Source organism: Rhodococcus opacus B4 (assembly GCF_000010805.1).
Taxonomy (GTDB): Bacteria; Actinomycetota; Actinomycetes; order Mycobacteriales; family Mycobacteriaceae; genus Rhodococcus_F; species Rhodococcus_F opacus_C.
On sequence record NC_012522.1, the window covers coordinates 7,763,415 to 7,785,153 of the forward strand.

The window sequence follows — 21,739 nt, forward strand, 5'->3', positions numbered from 1 at the left end:
TCAGATGATTATCAGGCGGCGTGGCTGAAGAACCCGCGCTTGATGCACGCCACGAGCAGCGACACGAAGTCGTCCTGCGACAGTGGTTCGGGAAGCTCCTGCGACGCTTGCGGCACCCGGCCGACGAGAGCGCGGAAGATCAAGGCCGCCATGACCGGGTCGAACGGGTAGTCGCGCTTGCGGCTCGTCACCACCGCCAGGAGGGCGTCGTCCATGCGTGCCTGCCCGTAGGTGCCCAGGTCCACCACCATGTCGTTCCCACTGTTGCGCTCGGACCAGACGTCGATCGATCCCGCGTATCGAGTGGTGTACTGCGAAAACCCCACCAGCCATTCTCGCAAGTCGGTGTCGTCCTCTGCCATCGGATCGATCTTCCGGACCCGCTCGGCCTGTTCGATCGCGCACCCGGTGGCCTCCACGCTCAGCGCCACGAGCAGATCCTGTTTCTCGCTGAAGTACTTGTAGAACGTTCCACGCGCGAATCCAGCCTGCTCGACGATGTCGTCGACGCTCGTGCGGTGGTACCCCTTTTCGCGGAACTGGATCGCACCTGCTTCGACCAGGGTCTCGACGGTCTTCACCGCTCGCTTGCTGAGGCCTGCCACGCGGTCCTGGGTGGACAGGCCCTGGGTGTTCGGGGGCTCGGGCATGTCGATCGACCCGGTGCCCGACGTGCGCAACGAGAGGCTGTTGAGGACCTCGGGCGGGGTTTCGGGGAACAGTACCAACTGAATGAAGACGGACACGGCGTCGACGACGGACTGGGTGTCGCGACCGTAGGCCCGTCCGGTGTGGATGAAGAGGTTCATCCGGTGGACGACTGCGGTCATCATCATGGCACCCGCGTCAGGATCGATGCCCTCGATTCCCGATGTGGCCAAGCGTTCGGAGATCCGCTTGTTGTAGCCCTCGATGAACCGGGTGATCTCCGGCCTCACTGCGGTGTCGGACGCGGCGACCTGCGTCCACTGCACGAACATCGTCGAATACTTGTCGAAGACCCAGCTCCACTCGCCCAGCCACCAGTTGAGGTTGTCGAACCCCACCTCGGTGGGGCCCAGGGGGCCGATGCGGCGCGCGACGCGGAACAGCGCACGGCCGCACTCTTCGAGGAGTTCGAGGAAGATCTCGTCCTTGCCGGGGAAGTACTGGTAGAGCGTGGCACGGGAAATGTCCGCGGCTTTGGCGATCGCCTCCACCGAGGTGTTGAAGAAGCCGACCTCGGCGAAGAGATCCAGTGACACTTCCACGATCTTGTTGCGCGTGCTTGCGCCCCGACTGCCCACTTCGGGGCTCGACGGGCCGTAACTTGCTCGGCGGGTGATCGAATTTTCTGACATCAGTGGACAGTCTATGGGGAGTCGAGGCAGATTGCGAGGACGAGGACAGGGGAGTGGCCGGAATTACTACGCATCGGTAACACCGAATTCCGCGGTACCGCTGATGGCGATTCCGCCCGTCTGGCGGGTGCAGGTCAGGGCGACGGTGGCGACTTTCGTTCCATCGGGCGCCGTATCGATGCCCGTGATCTCTCCGGTACACGTCAAAATGTCTCCGGGCCACACCTGCTCGCGGAATCGGACACCAAATCTCCGGACATTTCGGGCACCGAGCCAGTCGGTGGCGAAGGTTGCCAGCAAAGCACTCTGGTGCATTCCCTGAGAGAACACGGACGGGTTTCCCGCGGCGCGAGCCAACACGTCGTCGTAGTGCATCGGGTTGAGATCTCCCGACGCGCCGGAGTACCGCACGAACATCTGGGTGGTCAGCGGACCGAACTGGCGCGGTTCGGCCTGCGCGCCGACCACGAGCGGAGCTGTCGTCGTCATTTGGCACCTTCTTTGGCGGCGGTCTCGATGAAGGTTCCGCGCGCTTCGGCGATCAGTTCGCCTTCGGGGGAGTGGAATTCGGTCGCGATCACGGCGAACCTCATCAGGCCGCCTTTCTTGCCGGGCTTCTCGAATCGGTCGACCACCCTTTCCCTGGCGAGCAGTCGGTCTCCGGCGGTGGGGAGCGCACCGTGGAAGATGTACTCCTGCTCGCCGTGCAGGAGGCGCTTGCGCTCGAACCCCAGAGTCAACCGCACTCCCGGCGGAGCCCACTGCGCCGCTGTGATGAGAAAGGTCGGCGGGACGATCGCGTCGGCGCCGGCGTAGTCGGGATTGTCCGATTGCATGGCGGTGGCGAACTCGCGAATTTTGCCACGCTCGACGAACATCTCCCACTCCTGGCTGACAGCGCCCTTCGGCGCGGGTTCGGTCGACGGGATCGTCATGATGTCGTGCTCCTTCTGGCGATGTGGTCGGCGAGATACTGCCGAGTGAGCTCGACAGCGGTAGTCGGATAGGTTCGTGCCGTCGCTTCGTCCAGGCCGTCGCGAGCGAGGAGCAGCGCCAGTCGGTTCGTGATCAGTGCCAGCACGAACGCGGCGAGCATCGTGTAGTAGGTGATGTCCCCGGTGGGTCGCCCGCCGAATTCCACGTAGCGACGAACGGTCTCGTCGTCGTCGGGTACTCCCGGCAGCCGGGTGAAGCCCAGAGCCTCGCACAGGTACCGCTCGAACATCAGCCACCAGCCCAGGTCGATGTCGGGTGGCCCGGTGGTGGCCGTCTCCCAGTCGAACAGCGCGGCAACGGAGAGATCGTCGGCGAAGGACATGTTCCCGACGCGTGCGTCACCCCAGACCGGTACCTCGGCGTCCGTTTCGGGCGCGTGGTCGAGAAGCTCGGCGAGCGCTTCCGCGAGGACGTCCGAACCCACGACCAGATCGCCGCGGCACCATGCGTACCATTCGCGAAGGCGGTCGAGATAGCGGTGAAGTGCCGTACCCCCCGTAGTGCCGGAACCGTTCCGGAGATATGCGAGATCGTTCTCGTCGGCTATCCGGTGCACAGCGACGAGTGCTCTGATCGCGTTGTCGCAGAGCGTTTCCCGTTCAGATTCGGTGAGTTCCACCGTCCAGCCGCGCTTGTGCCAGCTCGGGACGTCGGAAGGAGTGCGGCCGTGCACCCTCCTCATGAGGTAAAAGGGCGCGCCGAGAACCCTCGGGTCCGGTTCGATCAGGACGATGTCCGGGGTGCCGACGCCGGGGTGGCGACCGAGTCGGTGCATCACTTCCGCCTGCCGGACGGCATCGGGCTCCACGAACAACTGGTGGTCCGACGCCTGCATGCGCAGCACGAGGTCGGCACGCCGGCGGACGCCGTGGATATCCGACCAGGACGCGGTGAAGAACACCGTCTTGCCGGAATATCCCGCGTCGGGAGCGGAGAACTCCGATATCTCGAAGTCGCTGTGCGTCTCGGGAACCAGTCGCGGGGGTAGCCATCGCGCGAGGACGTCGCGCACGTCGCCCTCCAGTTCGCCTCTTGTTGCCGTGTAGGCCACGTGGGTCCCTCCATGCTTCTACTTCGAGTCGTCGTGCCGGTTGTCGTGACGGGGAGATCCGGCACGACGGCTGGTCCGTCGTTCACGACCATTTCATTATGTGACCAATACTGTCAGAATAGGCCCATGAATGATGAGAAATCCACCCCCGGGCCCGGCGCGGTCCCCCGTGGGGCTCCCGTAGCGGTCCGCGATCGGCTCGGTCTCGGTGCGTATGCCCTCCCCGGCCGGGTGCCCGACCCCCGGCCCGCCATCGCCCAGGCAGTCGAAGCCGAACGGCTCGGCTTGGACACGCTGTGGCTGAGCGAGCGGTGGGGAACCAAGGACTTCGGCGTGCTTGCCGGAGCGTTCAGTCAGGTCACGAGCACGATCAAGATCGCGGCCGGCGTGACCCATCTGCAATCTCGGCATCCCGCGATGCTGGCTTCGCTGGCGATGACGGCACAGGGTCTCTCCGACGGCCGGATCATGATCGGAGTCGGCCGTTCGGTCGACCGGATGTGGAGCGCTGTCGGCCTCCCCAAATCCACGAATCGGTCCCTGGTCGACGCCGCCGACATCTTCCGTCGACTGTGCCGCGGCGAGAAGGTCACCTACGACGGGCCTGCGGGCGTCTACCCCGCTCTTCGCCTCAACGACATCCCTGACCAGCCTGTTCCTCCGCTCGTCTTTGCTGCGATCGGCCCGAAGGGGCTCGAGCTCGCCGGCCGCCACTTCGACGGAGTTCTGTTGCATCCCTTCCTCACACCTGATGCCGTCCGGCGATCGGCCGAGGCGGTCAGGGCTGCCGCCGTCGATGCTGGCCGTGACCCGGACTCTGTGCGGATCTACGCGACTGTGGTGGTCGCATCCGGCCTGGAGGCGGACGAGGAAGCTGCGGTCGTCGGCGGGCGCGCCGTCACCTACTACCAGATCCCGACCTTCGGGGAGCAGCTTGCGAAGGTGAATGGGTGGGACCCTGACCTACTGGCAGCCCTCCGCGCCCACCCACAGCTCGCCGGTGTGAAGGGCGCGGCGGATTCGGTCCGCACTCGCGCGCAGCTGACGGAAGCGGCGGAGTTTCTGCCCGCCGAATGGGTTCGAGGCGCGGCAGCGCTCGGTTCGCCGAGCGAGTGCCGGTCGATGTTCGACAGGTATCGCGAGGCGGGCGCAGACGAGTTGGTTTTGCACGGCAGCACGCCGGACCAATTGGGCGAAGTCGTGGACCGCGCCTGAATCGACCTTGCTCTAACGTGACATTACTGCCAGAATTAGATGTCTATACGCGCTACCCGAGGTTTACGTATCTCGGTGCGGGGCGCGTCGATCGCCACAGAGGGTGATCTCCGGACGAGAGGGAATCAGTGCACAACTACGAGGGCATCTACGTCTCCGGGAAATGGTCTCCGAGCGCAGGCGCACGAATAGCGGTGACCTCGCCCGCCTCGGGTGAGGTGCTCGGGCACGTCACCGCCGCCACCTCGGAAGAGGTCGGAGCGGCGATCGCCGCGGCCCGTGATGCGCTCGAGCGCGGTCCGTGGGCCACGACGACCGCCGCCGAGCGGGCAGCCGCGATCGGCCGGCTGGCCGATGCGATCGAGGCGGAGTCCCGGGATTACGCCGACGTGGTCTCTGCCGAAGTGGGCTCGCCTCGGAAGTGGGCGTCCTTCGGGCAGATCGGAACCGCGCTCGGAGTTCTTCGCACCTTCGAGAAGATCACACCCGAATACCGTTTCGAGGACCGTCGCCCGTCTGTGATCGGCGGAGAAGTCCTGGTGCGGCAGCTCCCGGTCGGTGTCGTCGGTGCGATTCTGCCGTGGAACGCGCCGCTGTTCACCGCCTTCCTGAAGCTGGCCCCCGCCCTCGCCGCGGGTTGCACGCTGGTGCTCAAGCCGTCGCCCGAGGCTCCGCTCGCATTGTCGAAGCTGACGGCGGCAGTGGAGGCCGCCGGGATTCCGGCGGGAGTGATCAACATCGTGTCCGGTGACGTGCAGACGGGCGAGGCCCTGGTGTCACATCCCGGTGTCGACAAGGTGAGTTTCACCGGTTCGACGGCGGCAGGCAGACGCATCGGCGCCGTCTGCGCGGCAGACATTCGCCGGTGCGGCCTCGAGCTCGGCGGAAAGTCTGCTGCCGTCGTCCTGGACGACGTTGTTCTCGACCAGAAGGTCGTGTCGGGTCTCGTCACCGGCGTCATGGCGAACAATGGTCAGGTCTGTGCCGCACAGACTCGTATCCTGCTGCCGCGCAGTCGCTACGAGGAGTGCGTCGACGCGATTTCCGCCGCCGTCTCCGCGCTCACGGTCGGGGACCCGGCGGATCGTTCGACCGACGTCGGGCCGGTGATCAACAGTGCCGCGCGCGATCGGATCGAAGCCCACATCCAGCGCGCGGTACAGGACGGGGCGCGGGTGGTCGCCGGCGGCTCTCGTCCCCACGGTCTCGACACCGGTTGGTTTGTCGCGCCCACTGTGCTCGCGGATGTCCACAACGACATGGCCATTGCGCGCGAAGAACTCTTCGGGCCCGTCTGCGTCCTGATCCCGTACGAGGGAGAGGACGAGGCCGTGGCTCTCGCCAACGACTCCGACTACGGACTCGCAGGGGCGGTGTGGTCCGCGGACGCCGCCCGGGCGGCGCGCGTGGCCGCTCGACTTCGCGTGGGATCGGTATCGGTCAACTCGCCCGCACCACTCGACTTCGGCAGCCCCTTCGGCGGTTTCAAGAAGTCAGGCGTCGGCAGGGAAGGTGGTCCGGAAGGTATCGCCGGGTACCTCGAGCCGCAGTCGATCATTCTCTGACCCCCAGGACACTCACTCGCGTCGACACCTGCCGGTGCCGCGCCGATGGAAGGAATTACATGGAGACGCAGGCAGCAGTCCTGTGGGAGCGAAACTCTCCCTGGTCTATCGAAACCATTCAGCTCGACCCGCCCAAGGAACAAGAAGTTCTGGTCGAGTTGCACGCGTCCGGGATGTGCCATTCGGACGAGCACATCGTGACCGGAGACATGCCGTTCCGGCTTCCGTGTATCGGTGGCCACGAAGGCGCCGGAGTCGTCAAGGAAGTCGGTTCCCACGTGTCGTGGCTGCAACCGGGCGACCACGTCGTGTTCGGGTTCATTCCCTCGTGCGGTCGTTGTCCGTCGTGCTCGAACGGTCACCAGAGTCTGTGTGACCTCGGAGCCAAGATCTACAGCGGGCGTCAAATCTTCGACGACACCGCACGCCACCACATCAGGGACGAAGATCTCGCGCTTGCGTGTGGTATCGGGTCTTTCGCACACCACACCGTGGTCCACGAGGCCAGTTGCATCAAGATCGAACCGCATCATCCGCTCGACCGTGCCTGCCTCCTGGGTTGTGGCTTCGTCACCGGCTGGGGTTCGGCCGTGTATTCGGCAGATGTCCGGCCCGGCGAGACCGTCGTCGTCGCGGGTGTGGGTGGTATCGGTGCCGCGGCAGTGCAGGGAGCGAGAATCGCTGGGGCGCGCACCATCACGGTCATCGAGCCCTCCGAATTCAAGCGTGAGGAAGCCAAGCGGATGGGTGCTACCCACGTGGCGGCGTCGTGGGAGGAAGCCCCGGAGGTCGTCGCCGAGGCCACATGGCATCGTGGCGCCGACAAGTTCATCTGCGCGATGGGCGTGGGGGAGGGCCGATTGGTGGCGAAGGCCCTGGCCATGACTGCGAAGCGTGGCCGGCTGGTGGTGACGAACATCCACCCGATGGCGGAGCGCGAGATCTCGGTCAGCCTGATGGACCTGACACTCACGGAGAAGCAGATCGTCGGCAGTCTCTACGGCTCGGCCAATCCGCGTGCCGACATCCCGAAGCTGCTGGAGCTCTGGAGTTCGGGCGGCGTCGACCTCGATTCGATGGTGACGAGGGACTACCCCCTCGAGAAGGTCAACGACGGCTACGACGACATGCGCGGCGGCCGCAACATACGCGGAGTCCTCCGCTACTCCGCGGCGGATGCGTGACGCCGATCCTGCTGTACACCGTGTTTCGTCATGGATGTCGAAACACGGTGTACAGCAACCGGGTGGTACCCCGAAGAGTCACCATGTGCCAAGCTGCGATTACATCGAGCTGGTAGGCGGGTCGGCCTCGGCCGGAACAATGTGCCTCGCTCTGGGAGAACTCTTGTTGTTACGGCGCACCCTTCTCGGTTGCCTCACCGGGCAGTGCGCTGACGTATCTCCCTCGACTCATCTTGGGTGTCGGAATCGTGAACGAGGTCCGATTTGCGAACGAGAATATTGCCCACTAGTCCAAGGACTGCCCCGCCCCCGATGTACCAAGGGATGGCGCCAGAGTTGCCAGCGGCGGTGAGACCTTCGGCGATGAGCGGAAACGTTCCACCGAAGAGGGCCACGGAGAGCATCGACGGCAATCCCACGCCCACGGCTCGCACTGCTGGAGGGAACAATTGAGGGCCGACCATGGCGAAGGGACCTGTTACAGATCCGAGGACGGTGAGGTACAGCAGTGCTCCGGGCAGAATGGGCACCACCCCGGTGGAAAGTCCGATGATGACGGGCAGTGTGCACACCGCAAGGGTCACGTACCCGATCCGCAATATCCGGAGGCCACCGAATCGGTCCGCGAGGAATCCCGATACCAAGATGATAAGGATCAAGTACACCGTGAAGATCGGCACATACCCTGTGACTTGCTCCTTCGTCGCGACGCCGGCGTGGGAAAGGAACTTGGCCAGGTAGGCGGTGATGAAGTACATGCCCATGGTGACCGGGACGAGCATCAGGAAGATCGCGGCGGCCTGACGGGTGCGTGCGCGAAGTAGTGGAAGTTGACGCGGACGTTCGTTCTTCACTTGTTCGGTGAAGATCTCGCTCTCTGCGCGGCACCACGAATCCACAGCGCGATCAGTCCCATTGCGGCGCAGACGAGGAAGCCCGCACGCCAGCCGCCGGACTCGAGTCCCTCGACGCCGTAGATTCCCAGCAGGATCGCCAGACACGCAGTCGCCAGCATTTGCCCGACGTAGCTCGAGGCGCTGGCAACCGCGCCGAAGAGGAACCGTCGATCCCGGGGTGCCGTCTCGAGAAGGTACGTTCCGACTGCGGCTTGCTCACCACTCATCGACAGGCCCTGAACGAGCCGGGCGTGGACGACGATGACCGCTGCCCACACACCGATAGTGTCGTAGCTGGGTGTCAGCGCGATGACAAGGGCACCGACGGAGATCATGGACACCGAGACGACCAGCCCGAACTTGCGGCCCTGTCGGTCGATGATGTGGCCCATGATCACCGCACCGATCGGCCGGATCAGGAAGCCGATCGCAAAAACGAGGTAGGAGGCCAGCAGGCTCGCCACAGGGTCGTCACCGGGAAATATTGCATGTGCGAAGTAGGGTGCGAGGACTGTGTAGATCAGCCAATCGAAGCTTTCGACGATGCTGCCTGCCGTGGCGGCTGCGAGGAGGAGCCGCGACCGATCCTTTGCTGGGGCGTTAGCCATGGGGGTTCTTCTTCCAGGAAAGTGTGATTTTTCAGAAGGACTCGGGTGCCCGGCAGGTGACGACCAGTGCCCGACTGGCGGGCACCCGTTGGACCGTTCTAACCAACCGAAGGCCGCTCGGTGACGGGGAACGCGCGTTGGAAGGCAGAGGCGAGTCGGAAGATGCGATCTTCGCTGCTCGGGGGACCGACGATCTGCAGGCCCACTGGCATCCCGTCCACGAATCCACAGGGCACGGACACCGCCGGCAGACCGAGGATGTTGCACAAGACGGTGTGTGGCGTGTAGTCCGCGGCCATCTTCTCCGGCCGGGTGGTCCATGCTTCGTCCCACTGCTCCACGGTCGGTGCGATCGACTGACTCGTCACCGACAACAGAAGGTCGTACTCACGGAATAGATCCCGAAACACATTCCCGTTGCGCGCGCGCCATTCGAGCGCTTCGCGATAGAGCCGTGAATCGACCGGCGGCAAGGGTGGAGGATTGTTGCCGACCTCGATCTCGTATACCGACGGTTCGCCGGGGGCCGGCCCACCGCCGCGGTTGCTCGGTTCCCAGACTTGATCGGTCGTCTCGACGCCTGCGCCCAGAGACCGTAGTTTGAAGGCCATCTCGCGAACTGCTGCGACAACTCTTCCGCTCTCCGGCGATGCGTGCGTGGCCGCGTATCCGTAGTTGTCGGTCCAGGCCAGGCGCATGCCCCCGACACCGGCATCCAGCGTGGCGAGGAGATCAGCCGGCTCGTTCTGGATGCAGATGTAGTCGCGGGCGTCCGGCCCAGCGAGTACCTGCATCACCAACGCGGCGTCTCGGACGTCCCGGGCCAGCGGCCCGTTTGTCGAAGTGAGCCGGAACTTCGGCTGCCGGTAGTCGACGTGGGGCACGAGGCCGCGCGTCGGATGCACCCCTACGACGCCGGAGAACGCCGCCGGCAGGCGTGTGGATCCGCCACCGTCGCTGCCAACATCGAGCATGTTGCGTTGGAAATGTTCACCGAGCGTGGATACTCCGAAGTGACCGTCGACGAGATCGGCACTCGGGTGGGGTGCTCGCTCCGTACGGTGACCCGCTACTTCCCGAACAAGGAAGACTTGCTTCTCGACTTCCACCGCCGAAAGAATCAGGTGGTCCTCGACGAGTTCGCGCGTCTCGAGCCGTCGCCCGATCCTGCCTCGGTGATCTGGGCAGTGTGGATGGCTCTGACTTTGAACACGCAGTCGGGTTTGGATGGATACCTGCTCTGGAAAAAGGCTGCCGCCACAGCCCCTGAGGTGATGGACAGGGCAAACGGCGAGCGTCGTCGGAGTGTCCAGTTGGCACTGACTGCCTTCATTTCAGCCTCATTGGGTATCGATCCGGACGCCGACATGCGTCCTCAACTCATGGCTGCAACACTCGAGGCGGCCAACTCTGCTCTGGTGAACTTTTGGGTTGCGCGCGGTGGAGTCGAGGATCTGTATTCGATGTATCAAGATGCTGCCCAGTCGATTTCAGAACTGTCCGTCAGCATCCTCGATGCGGAGGCGTTCTCGGCGATCGAAGCCCGGCGGTGACAGAGATCGATCCTCGAGCCGAGATGTCTAGAGAGACCGCGCGAGAATGCTTGTGGCAATCGGTGCCCTCCAAGACATCCGCACCGGTACCACTATCGCGTTCGTCCGCGGCCGACCATCACGTAACACCTCACGGGGCAGACTACGTGTCGAGTGGATCGAGCGCCTGGGTCTCCACTGCGGTCTTGCTGCTGAGGGGAGTGTTCGGTAGCACGAGTGCGGCGACGAGTCCGAGGAGCCCGAGCGGCGTGCACAGCAGGAAGAGGTCGCCGATGCCGTCGGCGTACGCGGTCTGAAGCTGTCCGCGTAGGGGTTCGGCGAGGTCGGCCACGTGTGGAACAGATGCGTTCACCAACTCCGATTCGTCTCCGCCAGTGTGAAATGCGGAGATTCTCGTGGCGAGAACAGCACCCAGGATGCTGACGCTCATCGCGCTCGCGAGTTGACGGAAGAACGCGGGTAGCGCGCTGGCGGCACCCAGTTGGTGCGGCGGCGCGCAATTCTGCGCGACGACGAGAAGATTGTGCATCAGGACTCCGATCGCGAACCCGATGCACAGAAGATACACGGACACCGCGGCCAGCCCGGACGAGACGGTGAGGGTCGACAGACCGGCGAGCCCGCAGACGAGCGCAACGCTGGCGAGGACGACCCAGCGCTTCCACAATCCGGTTCGGCTGATCCGGTGTCCGACCACGGAGGCAGCCAGAAACGTCGCGACCGACATGGACAGCATGAACATTCCGGACACCGAGGCGCTGAGGCCTCGGGCGATCTGCAGGTACTGACTCATGAATGTCGGTACTGCCAGCATCGTGACACCCAATGCCGTACTGGCGATCACGACGCGGGAGATCGAGGGATTCCTGAGCAGCGCGAGGGGGATGACGGGCTCGCGGACCTTCGCCTCGACCACCGCCGCGGCGAGGGCGCACACGACCGCACCACCCAACACGACATACGACGTCGGTGACAGCCAGTCGAACTGACTGCCCGCCAACGTGACCCACACCATGAGCGCGCATGCACTCACCGAGATCAAGCCGGCGCCGACCCAGTCGATCCGGATCGGACGATGGTGGACGGGCAGGTGTAGGGACCGCTGAAGGAGTACCACGGCCGCTATCGCGAAGGGGATACCGAGGTAGAAGTTCCAGCGCCAGCCGATGGTGTCGGTGACGATCCCCCCGATGACGGGGCCGCCGATCGTGCCGATGCCGATGACCCCGCTGATCAGGCCGGCGTAGCGCCCGCGTTCGCGCGGGCTCAGGAGATCCGCGAGCAGGACCGGCCCGACGGCAATCACACCTCCGGCCCCGATTCCTTGAAGGGATCGGAACCCGATCAGCACGGCGGTGTCCGGTGCGAGCCCGGCGAACAGGGATGCGACGACGAACACGGCGATGGCAGCGAACATGAGCTTCTTGTGGGAGAAGAGGTCGGCGAGCTTTCCCCAGATCGCGAGGCTCACCGTGGTCGTGAGCAGACTAGAACCGACCACCCAGGTGTACGCGGTCTGATCCCCGCCGAGTTCGTGCATCATCACCGGCAGGGAGGTGAGGACGGTCGTCGAGGCCAGTGCCGCGAGTACGAGACCGAGCAGGGTGCCCGTCAGCGCGAGCATCCGGTCCTGCCGGCTGTGCGGGTGCACCGCGGCATCTCGGATCGGGTCTCGGGTGTCCTCCGAAGTCGCCGAGCGTGAACGTCTTCGGGTGTGCCACACGTCTCGAGTGCTCATGTCCGCCTTTCCGGGAGCCGTCGAATGTCCGAGAGGGGGACGTCGACGGCGCAGACCGCAGAGACGTGGAGAGGGTGCCGCTGTTCGGCACCCTCTCCACGTCACATGCAGTTGTTCGACAACAACGTCGGGGTCAGAGGATTGCTCCGCTCACCTTGTACTCGATGATCTGGTCCATGCTCAGTCCGAGTTCCTCCAGCACCTCGTCGGTGTGCTCACCGTGTTCGGGAGCGCGGGTGACCTGGCTGGGCTGCTCGTTGAATTGCACCGGTGCCGTCACGAGCTTGAACGGAGTTCCTGCCGCGTCTTCGAGGTCCGCGATGTAGCCGTTTGCCTCGACCTGGGGGTCGGTGACGACCTCGCGCGGCTTCTGGACGGCCGACCACACCCCGTTGATGTCCTTCAAGGCCACCTTCCACTCTTCGAGTGTCTTCTTCGCGAACCCTGCCGAGATGGCGGCAATGCACGCGGCCCGGTTCTCGGCACGCTTCGCGTGCCTGTCGAAGCGGGGGTCGTCGATGAGCTCGGGGCTCTCCAGCACCGTCATCAACTCGGGCCAGAAGCGGTCCGATTCGAGCATGACGATGGAGATGAACCGGTCGTCCGCGGTCCTGTACGTGTTGACCAGGGGGTTTGCGGCTTCGGACTGAACCGGCTTGGGGTACTCGTCAATCCCGAAGGCATGCGCGCCTGCGATCGTCGCGCCCATCGCCCAGGACCCCATCGCGAGGAGCGAGCTGTCGACGACAAGGGCCTCGCCGGTTCGTTCCCGGTGGAACAGCGCCGACGAGATCGCTCCCGCGATGGTGAGGCCGCCGAGGGTGTCCCCGTAGGCGGGGCCCGGCATGTTCACCGGGTACTCGCTCGACGCCGGGGTGACGTTGTCGGCAGCCCCACTGCGACCCCAGAAGGACGACATGTCGTATCCGCCGCGTTCGGCTTCCGGTCCGCGCTGACCGGCGGCGGAGCCGCGGACATAGATGATCTTGTCATTGTGCGCACGAACGTCGTCGACGTCGATACGTAGCTTCTTGCGCGCCGAGGGACGGAAGTTCGTCAGAAACACGTCGGCCGTGGCGACGAGTTTCATCAACAGCTCGCGCCCTTCCTCCGACTTCAGATCGAGTGCCACACTCCGCTTCCCGCGGTTCGGCAGCTCGAACATGTGGTTCACACCGCCGGCGGGGATCAGTCCGGAGCTGACCAGACCCCGTTGCGGGTCGCCGCTTTCGGGGTGCTCGATCTTCAGGACGTCGGCACCCCACTCGGTGAGGATGGCCCCGGCCACGGGCACATAGGTCCATGCCGCAACCTCGACGACTCGGATTCCGTTCATTACACCGACCACGGTGATGCTTCCTTTCCGGATGGGGGACAGCGGCAGGTGCCGAAATGGGTACGGCGCCGTTAAGCCGGCGAGCCCTGGCGAACCTGGAGACACTGTGAACCTGAAACCTCTGAGGAGAAGTATCTGACTCAGTGTACATAAAAATGGGAAGAATGTGTGTTTCGCATCACAAGCGTATCGAACGGGCAGCCTCCGGTTGGTGGTGGGGGTGACCGACAAGCGTGATAGGTCACGAACTGCCACTGCATGGCCCGGAAACCGTCAACATTCTGACAGCGCCAATCGCCTCCGGTCAGGCGTGCAGTTCGACGAAGCGGATCGTTGCACGGCGCAATCGGACGGATTTCGCATAATCAATCTGACACGACGGGTACTTTGGGTACGTCATCTGCCCACCCGATTGCGAATCGAGTATGTGTCGAGCCTCGACGCAGCGCCGCATTAGTGTGTACATGGGTGTCAGAGAAGTGAAAGACGAGGGCTGCGCCTCTATGGTTGCGGGCGCGTCGTAGAGCTTGTGTGCGAACTTCTCGGCGCGGTGACCGGACGGACGATCGGCGAGCACGTGAACGTCGATTCCCTCGAATATCTCCAGTACATGTGGGCAAATCTCTGAACGCTGTGCGGACAACGTGATCCCCTTACGGTGGAGTACCGGCGTCGGGAGCGGTCGCTTCTGGGGGCGGTGATTTCGCTCGACTCTTTCGTGACACAACCATCAGATGCTAGGGTTCGCCCAGGGTGACCGAGGTCACGTCTCATCCGTTTCGCGCGGCTGATCGGTATCGGGCACCCGTCAGCGACAGTTCTTTGGAGGAACTCGATGTCAAACCAGTCGGGACGAATGCTCCCCGAGGTGACCGCAGAGTCGCGGGACTTCTGGACCGGAGGATTCGAAGACGAGCTACGCATCTATCGGTGCCGGGCGTGCCGTGGGTGGATTCATCCGCCGGTCGGCGCGTGCTGGCGGTGCCACAGCCGCGACGTCGGCCCCGAGGTCGCCTCGGGTACCGGCAAGGTCGCGGCGTACACCGTCAATCACCATCAGTGGTTTCCCGCGTTCCCACCCCCCTATGTCATTGCGGCGGTGGAACTCGACGATCAACCGGACGTTCGCCTGACCACCTGCCTCGTCGAGTGTGACGTCGATGCAGTCGAGGTCGGCATGGCGGTCGAGGTGGTCTTCGACAAGCAGGACGACGTTGCACTTCCCTTCTTCAGGCCGGTGACGAAATGACCTTTGTGGACGACCGTGCAGTCATCACGGGTATCGGGCAGTCTCAGATCGGACGCCGTATCGGGCGGACCGGTATCGACCTCGCACTCGAGGCCTCGGAGCGAGCGGTGGAGCATGCCGGACTGTCGTTCGATGACATCGACGGTGTAGCCAGCTACCCCGGTCCGGTGAACGCGGAGGGCGGCTTCGTCGGCGCGACGACACACGACGTCCGTGACGCTTTCGGCCTGAAGACCCGCTGGCACGTCAGCGGTGTCGAAACTTCGGGGCAGATCGGAACGCTCCTGGACGCGGCTGCCGCCGTGGCGAGCGGGCGCGCCACCCACGTACTCTGCTTCCGCTCGGTGTGGGAGGCGACAGCTCAGGCGTCGGGTCGCGCCGCGGCACTGACCGGGAAGATGGCTCGCGCCAGTGGGCACTCGGAGTTCAGGCTGCCGTTCGGGGCGGCGTCGCCGGCCAACTGGATCGGCATGTACGCACAGCGCTACATGCACGAATTCGGGCTCACCCGTGAGCAGATCGGCAAGCTCGTCATCAACGGCCGTCGTAATGCCGGCCTCAACCCCAATGCCATCTACCGGGATCCGATGACGATGGACGACTACCTCGGCGCCCGGTTGATCTCCTGGCCGCTCGGTCTCTACGACTGCGATGTTCCGTGTGACGGCGCGACGGCGATCATCGTCTCGCGGCGCGAAGCGTCGACCGGACTGAACAATTCGCCCCTCGCCATCGAAGCGGCGGGTGCGTCCCTCGCGGAGCGGCACACCTGGGACCAGCGAGCCGATCTCACGACCATGGCGTCCCACGACGCGGCGGACTCGATGTGGGAGACCACCAAGCTGACCCCCGGTGACGTCGACTTCGCGACGCTCTATGACGGCTTCAGTTACTTGACGACCCAGTGGATCGAAGCACTCGGGTTCTGTGAGCACGGCAAGGTCGGCCAGTTCCTCGACGAAGAAGACCGATACCGCCTCGACGGTGAACTCCCCATCAACCCGCACGGTGGCCAGCTCTCGGCCGGCCGTCTGCACGGATACGGCTTCCTGCACGAAGCCTGCGTGCAGTTGTGGCGGGAGGGCGGAGACCGACAGATCGCCAAGGACGTCGAAATCGCCGCAGTCGGTATCGGTGGCGGACCCGAGGCAGGCTGCATGCTGCTACGTCGCGAAGGGTGACGACATGACCACCGCAGAATCCACCAGTTCCCGCGGCACGTGGTCCGCACGGCTGCGTGGCGGCCGAAAATGGCGTGCGCTCCGTTCCAATCGGGCGGCCATGGTGTCGCTCGCTTTTCTCGTCCTGCTCGTGCTGGTCGCAGTGTTCGGTTCCGTCCTGATGACTCACGACCCCAACGCGCAGGCACTCAGTGCACGTCTGCAGGGGCCGAGCGGTGAACACTGGTTCGGCACCGACGGTTACGGACGTGACGTCTTCAGCCGCATGGTCGACGCAACCCAGGTCGCCGTACTCGCAATCGTCCAGGCAATGGCGCTGGCGGCGATCATCGGTATCCCGTTCGGTCTCCTCGCCGGACTGGTGGGCGGTCCGGTGGACGCAGTGCTCAGTCGTATCGCCGAAGCACTGCTCGCGCTGCCGCCGCTGATCCTTGCGCTGGCGGTGGTCGGTGTGCTCGGTCCCGGACTGACGAACGCCATGATCGCCGTCGGAATGCTGCTGGCGCCGAGACTGTTCCGAATCGCGCGGTCCGAGGCGCAGGCGGTGGCAGGCGAGTCCTACATCGAGGCCTGCCGTAGCGTCGGGTGCTCGAATTTCCGGTTGCTGTGGCGGCATGTTCTTCCGAACGCCAGTTCTGCCCTGATGATCCAGGTGACGTTCGGTGCCGGAATCGTCATCATTGTCGAGGCGAGCCTGAGCTTCCTCGGACTCGGTGTCGAGTCACCTCAGGCCAGCTGGGGATCCATGCTCCAGGACGCGTTCCAGAACGTGAGCGTCTCGCCCAGTTTCATGATCGTGCCCACCGCCGCGATCGTGTTGACGGTGCTGGCGTTGTCGACGTTCGGTGACGGTATGCGTGATGCTTTCGAAGGGCGTGGAGCAAATGGCTGACAAGATACTACTGGCGGCAGACGAAGCGGTGGCCGATCACGTCGACCTCGGGCAGAAAGTCCTGGAAGTCACGGATCTGTGCATCGATTTCAAGACCGCGCACGGATGGTCCCGTGTGGTCGATCATCTCGACCTGGTGTTGCGCCGAGGCGAGACGCTCGGACTGGTGGGAGAGTCCGGTTCGGGCAAGACGGTCACGTCGTTGGCGATCATGGGACTTCTCACCGGACCCAAGGTTCGGATCACCGGCTCGGTTCGCCTGGAGGGCCGAGAGCTTATCGGCCTGTCCAACCGTGAGATGAACGACCTTCGGGGCAAGACGATCGGCATGATCTTCCAGGAACCGCGCCGATCCCTCAACCCTGCCTTCACCGTCGGCGATCAGATCGCCGAGGTGGTGCGCAGACACAAGGCGGACGTCGGGCGCAAGGAGTCCTGGAGCCGTGCCGTCGAGATGCTGGATCTGGTCGGTATTCCCGACTCGGAGAAGCGCGCGCACGAGTATCCGCACCAGTTCAGCGGTGGTATGTGTCAGCGGGTAATGCTGGCGATGGCCGTCGCCTGCGAGCCGGTCGTCCTCATCGCGGACGAACCGACGACGGCACTGGATGTCACGGTTCAGGCTCAGGTGCTCGACCTTCTCACGGAGCTTCAGGAGCGGATGGGGCTCGGCGTCCTGTTCATCACGCACGACCTCGGTGTGGTCGCGCAGACCTGCGACCGGGTTGCTGTCCTCTACGGTGGCCAGGTAATGGAGTCGACGGTCGCCGAGAAACTCTTCTACGAGCCCGAGCATCCCTACACCGAGGGACTACTGGCGTCGACTCCGGACGCTCAGGTGCGAGCCGAACGACTATTCGCGATTCCGGGAACCGTGCCCGCGGCCTGGAACTGGCCGAGCGGGTGCAGGTTTCACCCCCGATGCGGATACGCCGCGGCGGGGCAGTGCGATGAGGGCACTGTCCCGCTCGAGGGTTCCGATCATCACCTGGTGCGCTGCGTTCGGTCCGATGTATTGCGCTTGGAAGGAATCAAGGAATGAACCCTATCCTCGAAATCGACAGTCTCGTCAAGTCCTTCGTCAAGAAGCGGAATCTCCTGGGCATCCCGACGGAACACACCCACGCCGTCAAGGACGTGTCGTTCACATTGGAGAAGGGCCGGACCCGGGCAATCGTCGGCGAGAGCGGTGCCGGCAAGTCCACGATCGGCCGGATGGCATTGCGACTGGCGACGCCCGACACGGGTTCCGTCAAGTTGTTCGGAGACGACATCATGACGATGTCGGCGAAGGAGGTGCGCAGGCTTCGCCGGCGGGCGACGATGATCTTCCAGGATCCGTTCAACTCGTTGGACCCTCGAATGTTGATCGGCCAGTCCGTGGCGGAACCGCTCACTTTGCACACGAAGCTGCGGGGGAGCGCTCGCGACGAGCGGGTTGCGGAACTGCTCGAGCGGGTAGGGCTCCGCATGGACCAACTCGAGAAGTACCCACACGAGTTCTCCGGAGGTCAGTTGCAGCGCATCGCCATCGCGCGCGCGCTGGCAACCGAGCCGGAGCTGATCGTGTGCGACGAGCCCGTGGCGGCACTGGATGTCTCGATCCAAGCCCAGGTTCTCAACCTCCTGCAGGATCTGCAGCAGGAACGTCAGATCAGTTACCTTTTCATTTCTCACGACCTGGCGCTGGTGAAGATGTTCGCCCACGACGTCACCGTGATGCGACGCGGCGAGGTCGTCGAGTCGGGCGCTACCGAGCAGATCTTCGAGGACCCGAAGGATCCGTACACGAAGGAACTGCTGTCGGCGATCCCGGTGATGAATCCGCGCAAGCGTGCCGCGAAACGAACCTTGGTCGCCCAGGCGTGAGGCACGGGATCACCACACAGCCGATTTCACCGGTGTCGTCGCCTTCTGTCATGTGGGCAAGTCCGGCACCTGACCACATCTTTCGTCTCATGAGGAGTCGGGTTTCATGCTCAAGCTCGTCGTCAGTCGCGTCTTAGCGGCGATACCCCTGTTGCTGTTGGTGGCGTTTCTCTCCTTCGCGTTGCTCGAGTTGGCGAACCGGGGTACGGACCCGGCGGCTCGGATCGCGGGCGAAGGCGCCAGTGCCGATCAGATCGACCAGGTGCGCCAGAACCTGAATCTCGACGCGCCCATGGTTGTTCGCTATGTCGAGTGGGTCGCTCATGCCCTCACCGGAGACCTGGGTACCTCCCTCTACAGCGGCCAGCCCGTGACCGATGCGCTGATGGAGCGGATCTGGATCACCGGCTCACTCGCGCTGTGGGCCATCGTGCTCACCGTGGTCATCGGAATCCCGCTGGGCGTGTGGGCTGCGGTGCGCCAGGGGTCCGTCGTCGACCGCGCGGTGACGACGCTGGCGGCGCTCCTGATGTCGGTCCCCCCGTTCGTTCTGGGCCTGGTTCTGGTGATCACCTTCGCGATCACTCGCGCATGGCTCCCCGCGACCGGATACGTCACGATCGCGGAGGGCGGGATCGTCGAATGGTCCCGCCACCTGATCCTCCCCGCGATCGCTCTGGCTGCGGTGTCCGCGGCGGAGCTTGCGCGGCAGACACGAGGTTCCATCGTCGATGCGATGAACAAGGACTACGTGCGCACCGCGCGCGCGAAGGGGCTCGCCGAGCATGGGGTCTTGTGGAAGCACACCATGAAGAACGCGTCCGTCTCGATCGTCACGGTGCTCGGTATGCAGATGGGTCGCATCCTGGGTGGCGCGGTAACCGTCGAATTCGTCTTTGCGATATCGGGATTGGGAATGCTCGGCTACACGGCGGTCGTGCAGCGGGATCTTCCCGTCGTGCAGGGTGTGGTGATCATCAGCGCGCTGGTGGTGCTGGTCTGCAATCTTCTGGTCGACATGTCGTACGGCTATCTGAATCCGAAGATCCGCAAGTAGAAAGACTGTACCGAAGCGGATTTGCGACTGCAGCCGCACGTCACGAGAGGGCTGCCGGCTGTATGCCGGCAGCCCTCTCGAGCTGTTCGGAGGTACGGGTCCGGGCCATAGAAGGCTTCTATGTCCCTCATCCGGAGTTTTCATGTCGAAAGGTGTTGCGGCTCTTGCGGTATGTGACTGCGGTCACTAAAATTGGCAGCGCACGCCAAGGCATGTGCAGCGAGACGAAAAGGTCGTGAACTCCGTATCGGACGGGCCGACCACCGATGGCCTCGGCCGTTCGTGATTCCTTCCGCATTCTCTTCGAAGGACTCTTGTTGCCGTGCAGGCGGATTCGTGAACGTGTCGTACCGATCAAGGTGAGAAATGGGCGTGTGGGTATGAAGATCTCTAGCGGAGTTTCCTCCGGCATCAAGATGCTGGTGATGGCGGTCACGGTGGCAGCGGTCGCGTCCGCCTGTGGCGGCGGCGGGTCGACCGCGGGGGCCGCGAGCGGTGGTGAGGTAGACCGGAACGCGACGTTGAAGATGGCGTGGACGCTGGCCCCCAACAATCTCGATCCCCACCAGTCCAGCAACTATCAGGTCGATTTCAGTTACCTTGCCCCGGTCTACGATCGGCTGACGCAAGCAGTATCGGGGCCGGCGATCGAGCCCATGCTGGCGGAGTCCTGGCAGTTCTCCCCGGACGGTCTCAGCGCGGATTTCGTTCTCCGTACGGACGCGAAGTTCCACGACGGAACCCCGGTCGATGCCGCCGCCGTGGTGAAGAGCCTCGACCGTGCTCGGGACCCGCAACGGGCACGTTCGGCGGGATCGCTCGCGGTGATCACCTCGGTCCAGGCCGTGAACGACAACACGGTGCGGATCACGACCAGCAGGCCCGCAGCAGACTTGCCGGCCATCCTCTCGACAACCACGGCGGCCATCGTCAACCCGGTCGCCATCGACGGTGGAGTCGACCTGTCCGTGGAGACGGCGGGCTCGGGACCCTACGTGGCCGAGCAGATCCGACGAGGCGACCGCATCATCTACAAGCGTTTCGACGGGTACTGGGATCCGGAAGCGCAGAAAGCCGCCAATCTCGAGATCATCGGGATCAGCGACGACAACGCACGACTCAATGCCTTCCGTAGCGGTCAGATCGACGTCATGCTCGCGAAAGCAGGCCAGACCGACGAGCTGCAGACCCTGTTGCGACAGCCGCAGTACCAGATGCACACCTTCCCCGTGTCGCAGTACTACGCAGTGCAACTCGACATCGGACAGCAGGGTCTCACCGACCCGCGAGTTCGGCAGGCTCTCAATTACGCGATCGACCGGGACAGCATCAACTCGGCGCTTCTGAAGGACCAATGCCAGCCGATCTCGCAGCCGATCGCCGACGGCGTCAACGGCCACAACTCCGACGTCGACGGCAAGTACACGTACGATCCGAACAAGGCGCGCCAGCTGCTGAAGGAGGCCAACGCGCCTGCAGATCTGAAGCTGCGGCTGATCACGGTCTCGGGCCTGTCTCCTCAGCAGGAGATGGCCACCGCCATCCAGGCACAGTTGGCCGATGTCGGGGTGGGGCTCGACATCATGCCGCTCCCCGCGGCCGATGCGCAGACCACGATGGGGGAGGGGAGCTACTCGCTCCTGAACCCGCGCCTGACGTACCCGACCCCCGCACAGTCGCTCCAGACCAATTATCTCGTTCCGTTGCGCTTCCCGACGGCACCTTCGCAGGAGTTCACTGATGCGGTGAACCGTTCGCTGGACCCGAACACTCCTGACGCCGACCGCACCCAGCTGTACTCGGAAGCCTCGGGTATCGCCTCGGAGAATGCGTACGACATGTTCATCTGTGGAATTCCGACGCAGGCCGCATACACCGACAAGGTCGTCGGTATCGACACCATCGGGCAAGCGGACTTCAGCGGAATCCTCGACACGCGGTACCTGGGCAAGACCTCCTGACCCAGTTCTCATCAGAGTGTCGGGCGAGGGGCGTTGCCCGGGCATGGT

General features: G+C 64.2%; 20 protein-coding genes. 11 read left to right on the forward strand and 9 right to left on the reverse strand.

Features of this window, described 5'->3' with window-relative positions; all coding sequences use genetic code 11:
• Positions 1-11 precede the first annotated feature (11 nt).
• The 4 genes from ROP_RS35325 to ROP_RS35340 form a co-directional block, all read right to left on the reverse strand.
• Positions 12-1,340 (reverse strand): TetR/AcrR family transcriptional regulator, encoded by a 1,329-nt coding sequence (locus tag ROP_RS35325; RefSeq protein WP_015890777.1) that lies wholly within the window; start codon positions 1,338-1,340, stop codon positions 12-14.
• A gap of 66 nt (positions 1,341-1,406) precedes the next feature.
• Positions 1,407-1,829, reverse strand: a complete 423-nt coding sequence (locus tag ROP_RS35330) for a MaoC/PaaZ C-terminal domain-containing protein (protein ID WP_009472400.1) — start codon at positions 1,827-1,829, stop codon at positions 1,407-1,409.
• Positions 1,826-2,275 (reverse strand): FAS1-like dehydratase domain-containing protein, encoded by a 450-nt coding sequence (locus ROP_RS35335; protein WP_015890778.1) that lies wholly within the window; start codon positions 2,273-2,275, stop codon positions 1,826-1,828. The genes ROP_RS35330 and ROP_RS35335 overlap by 4 nt, the downstream gene beginning before the upstream one ends.
• Complete coding sequence (locus ROP_RS35340) at positions 2,272-3,387, reverse strand: phosphotransferase family protein (protein WP_015890779.1); 1,116 nt, start codon at positions 3,385-3,387, stop codon at positions 2,272-2,274. Before ROP_RS35340 ends, ROP_RS35335 begins: the two co-directional genes overlap by 4 nt.
• 231 nt (positions 3,388-3,618) lie before the next feature.
• On the opposite strand from ROP_RS35340, the gene ROP_RS35345 reads away from it, so the two are divergent.
• The 3 genes from ROP_RS35345 to ROP_RS35355 all read left to right on the forward strand — a co-directional run bounded on the left by ROP_RS35345 (position 3,619) and on the right by ROP_RS35355 (position 7,351).
• Positions 3,619-4,602 carry a TIGR03857 family LLM class F420-dependent oxidoreductase gene (locus ROP_RS35345; RefSeq protein WP_015890780.1) on the forward strand — a complete coding sequence of 328 codons (984 nt, stop codon included), beginning with the start codon at positions 3,619-3,621 and terminating at the stop codon, positions 4,600-4,602.
• Between the two features lie 128 nt (positions 4,603-4,730).
• The gene (locus ROP_RS35350) at positions 4,731-6,167 is read left to right on the forward strand and encodes an aldehyde dehydrogenase (protein ID WP_015890781.1); all 1,437 of its coding nucleotides are present in this window, start codon (positions 4,731-4,733) and stop codon (positions 6,165-6,167) included.
• Positions 6,168-6,226: 59 nt separating this feature from the next.
• Entirely contained in the window at positions 6,227-7,351 is a 1,125-nt protein-coding gene (locus tag ROP_RS35355; RefSeq protein WP_015890782.1) for an NDMA-dependent alcohol dehydrogenase, read from the forward strand.
• Between the two features lie 194 nt (positions 7,352-7,545).
• Here the strand turns inward: ROP_RS35355 and ROP_RS44420 are convergent, their stop codons facing one another.
• From ROP_RS44420 to ROP_RS44905, 3 genes are all read right to left on the reverse strand, one after another.
• Entirely contained in the window at positions 7,546-8,205 is a 660-nt protein-coding gene (locus ROP_RS44420) for an MFS transporter (RefSeq protein ID WP_015890783.1), read from the reverse strand.
• Positions 8,202-8,855 (reverse strand): MFS transporter, encoded by a 654-nt coding sequence (locus tag ROP_RS44425; RefSeq protein ID WP_015890784.1) that lies wholly within the window; start codon positions 8,853-8,855, stop codon positions 8,202-8,204. Before ROP_RS44425 ends, ROP_RS44420 begins: the two co-directional genes overlap by 4 nt.
• A gap of 98 nt (positions 8,856-8,953) precedes the next feature.
• Complete coding sequence (locus tag ROP_RS44905; protein ID WP_269454472.1) at positions 8,954-9,829, reverse strand: amidase; 876 nt, start codon at positions 9,827-9,829, stop codon at positions 8,954-8,956.
• Here ROP_RS44905 and ROP_RS35370 point away from each other — a divergent pair.
• Complete coding sequence (locus ROP_RS35370) at positions 9,755-10,408, forward strand: TetR/AcrR family transcriptional regulator (protein ID WP_015890786.1); 654 nt, start codon at positions 9,755-9,757, stop codon at positions 10,406-10,408. The genes ROP_RS44905 and ROP_RS35370 overlap by 75 nt on opposite strands.
• Before the next feature lie 142 nt (positions 10,409-10,550).
• Here the strand turns inward: ROP_RS35370 and ROP_RS35375 are convergent, their stop codons facing one another.
• Positions 10,551-12,146, reverse strand: a complete 1,596-nt coding sequence (locus ROP_RS35375; RefSeq protein WP_015890787.1) for an MFS transporter — start codon at positions 12,144-12,146, stop codon at positions 10,551-10,553.
• Between the two features lie 133 nt (positions 12,147-12,279).
• Positions 12,280-13,482, reverse strand: a complete 1,203-nt coding sequence (locus tag ROP_RS35380) for a CaiB/BaiF CoA transferase family protein (protein WP_015890788.1) — start codon at positions 13,480-13,482, stop codon at positions 12,280-12,282.
• An 835-nt stretch (positions 13,483-14,317) separates the two neighbouring features.
• On the opposite strand from ROP_RS35380, the gene ROP_RS35385 reads away from it, so the two are divergent.
• From ROP_RS35385 to ROP_RS35415, 7 genes are all read left to right on the forward strand, one after another.
• A complete protein-coding gene (locus ROP_RS35385; RefSeq protein WP_015890789.1) occupies positions 14,318-14,731 on the forward strand; it encodes a Zn-ribbon domain-containing OB-fold protein in 414 nt (137 codons plus the stop codon).
• The gene (locus ROP_RS35390) at positions 14,728-15,912 is read left to right on the forward strand and encodes a thiolase family protein (protein ID WP_015890790.1); all 1,185 of its coding nucleotides are present in this window, start codon (positions 14,728-14,730) and stop codon (positions 15,910-15,912) included. Before ROP_RS35385 ends, ROP_RS35390 begins: the two co-directional genes overlap by 4 nt.
• A gap of 4 nt (positions 15,913-15,916) precedes the next feature.
• The gene (locus ROP_RS35395) at positions 15,917-16,804 is read left to right on the forward strand and encodes an ABC transporter permease (protein WP_015890791.1); all 888 of its coding nucleotides are present in this window, start codon (positions 15,917-15,919) and stop codon (positions 16,802-16,804) included.
• Positions 16,797-17,846: an ABC transporter ATP-binding protein gene (locus ROP_RS35400; RefSeq protein ID WP_050785166.1), complete on the forward strand. Its 1,050-nt coding sequence runs from the start codon at positions 16,797-16,799 to the stop codon at positions 17,844-17,846. Before ROP_RS35395 ends, ROP_RS35400 begins: the two co-directional genes overlap by 8 nt.
• Positions 17,843-18,673 (forward strand): ATP-binding cassette domain-containing protein, encoded by an 831-nt coding sequence (locus tag ROP_RS35405; RefSeq protein WP_015890793.1) that lies wholly within the window; start codon positions 17,843-17,845, stop codon positions 18,671-18,673. The genes ROP_RS35400 and ROP_RS35405 overlap by 4 nt, the downstream gene beginning before the upstream one ends.
• Positions 18,674-18,779: 106 nt before the next feature.
• Positions 18,780-19,730, forward strand: coding sequence for an ABC transporter permease (locus ROP_RS35410; protein WP_005570022.1), 951 nt, complete (start codon positions 18,780-18,782; stop codon positions 19,728-19,730).
• 380 nt (positions 19,731-20,110) lie between these two features.
• Positions 20,111-21,691, forward strand: coding sequence for an ABC transporter substrate-binding protein (locus tag ROP_RS35415; RefSeq protein ID WP_015890794.1), 1,581 nt, complete (start codon positions 20,111-20,113; stop codon positions 21,689-21,691).
• The last annotated feature ends 48 nt before the right edge of the window (positions 21,692-21,739 follow it).

Excerpts from the sequence above, each read along its gene's own strand:
- ROP_RS35325 (WP_015890777.1), bottom strand. The coding sequence starts at position 1,340 with ATGTCAGAAAATTCGATCACCCGCCGAGCAAGTTACGGCCCGTCGAGC.
- ROP_RS35330 (WP_009472400.1), bottom strand. The coding sequence starts at position 1,829 with ATGACGACGACAGCTCCGCTCGTGGTCGGCGCGCAGGCCGAACCGCGC.
- ROP_RS35335 (WP_015890778.1), bottom strand. The coding sequence starts at position 2,275 with ATGACGATCCCGTCGACCGAACCCGCGCCGAAGGGCGCTGTCAGCCAG.
- ROP_RS35355 (WP_015890782.1), top strand. The coding sequence starts at position 6,227 with ATGGAGACGCAGGCAGCAGTCCTGTGGGAGCGAAACTCTCCCTGGTCT.
- ROP_RS44425 (WP_015890784.1), bottom strand. The coding sequence starts at position 8,855 with ATGGCTAACGCCCCAGCAAAGGATCGGTCGCGGCTCCTCCTCGCAGCC.
- ROP_RS35370 (WP_015890786.1), top strand. The coding sequence starts at position 9,755 with ATGCACCCCTACGACGCCGGAGAACGCCGCCGGCAGGCGTGTGGATCC.
- ROP_RS44905 (WP_269454472.1), bottom strand. The coding sequence starts at position 9,829 with ATGCTCGATGTTGGCAGCGACGGTGGCGGATCCACACGCCTGCCGGCG.
- ROP_RS35375 (WP_015890787.1), bottom strand. The coding sequence starts at position 12,146 with ATGAGCACTCGAGACGTGTGGCACACCCGAAGACGTTCACGCTCGGCG.
- ROP_RS35380 (WP_015890788.1), bottom strand. The coding sequence starts at position 13,482 with ATGAACGGAATCCGAGTCGTCGAGGTTGCGGCATGGACCTATGTGCCC.
- ROP_RS35385 (WP_015890789.1), top strand. The coding sequence starts at position 14,318 with ATGTCAAACCAGTCGGGACGAATGCTCCCCGAGGTGACCGCAGAGTCG.
- ROP_RS35390 (WP_015890790.1), top strand. The coding sequence starts at position 14,728 with ATGACCTTTGTGGACGACCGTGCAGTCATCACGGGTATCGGGCAGTCT.
- ROP_RS35395 (WP_015890791.1), top strand. The coding sequence starts at position 15,917 with ATGACCACCGCAGAATCCACCAGTTCCCGCGGCACGTGGTCCGCACGG.
- ROP_RS35400 (WP_050785166.1), top strand. The coding sequence starts at position 16,797 with ATGGCTGACAAGATACTACTGGCGGCAGACGAAGCGGTGGCCGATCAC.
- ROP_RS35405 (WP_015890793.1), top strand. The coding sequence starts at position 17,843 with ATGAACCCTATCCTCGAAATCGACAGTCTCGTCAAGTCCTTCGTCAAG.
- ROP_RS35410 (WP_005570022.1), top strand. The coding sequence starts at position 18,780 with ATGCTCAAGCTCGTCGTCAGTCGCGTCTTAGCGGCGATACCCCTGTTG.
- ROP_RS35415 (WP_015890794.1), top strand. The coding sequence starts at position 20,111 with ATGAAGATCTCTAGCGGAGTTTCCTCCGGCATCAAGATGCTGGTGATG.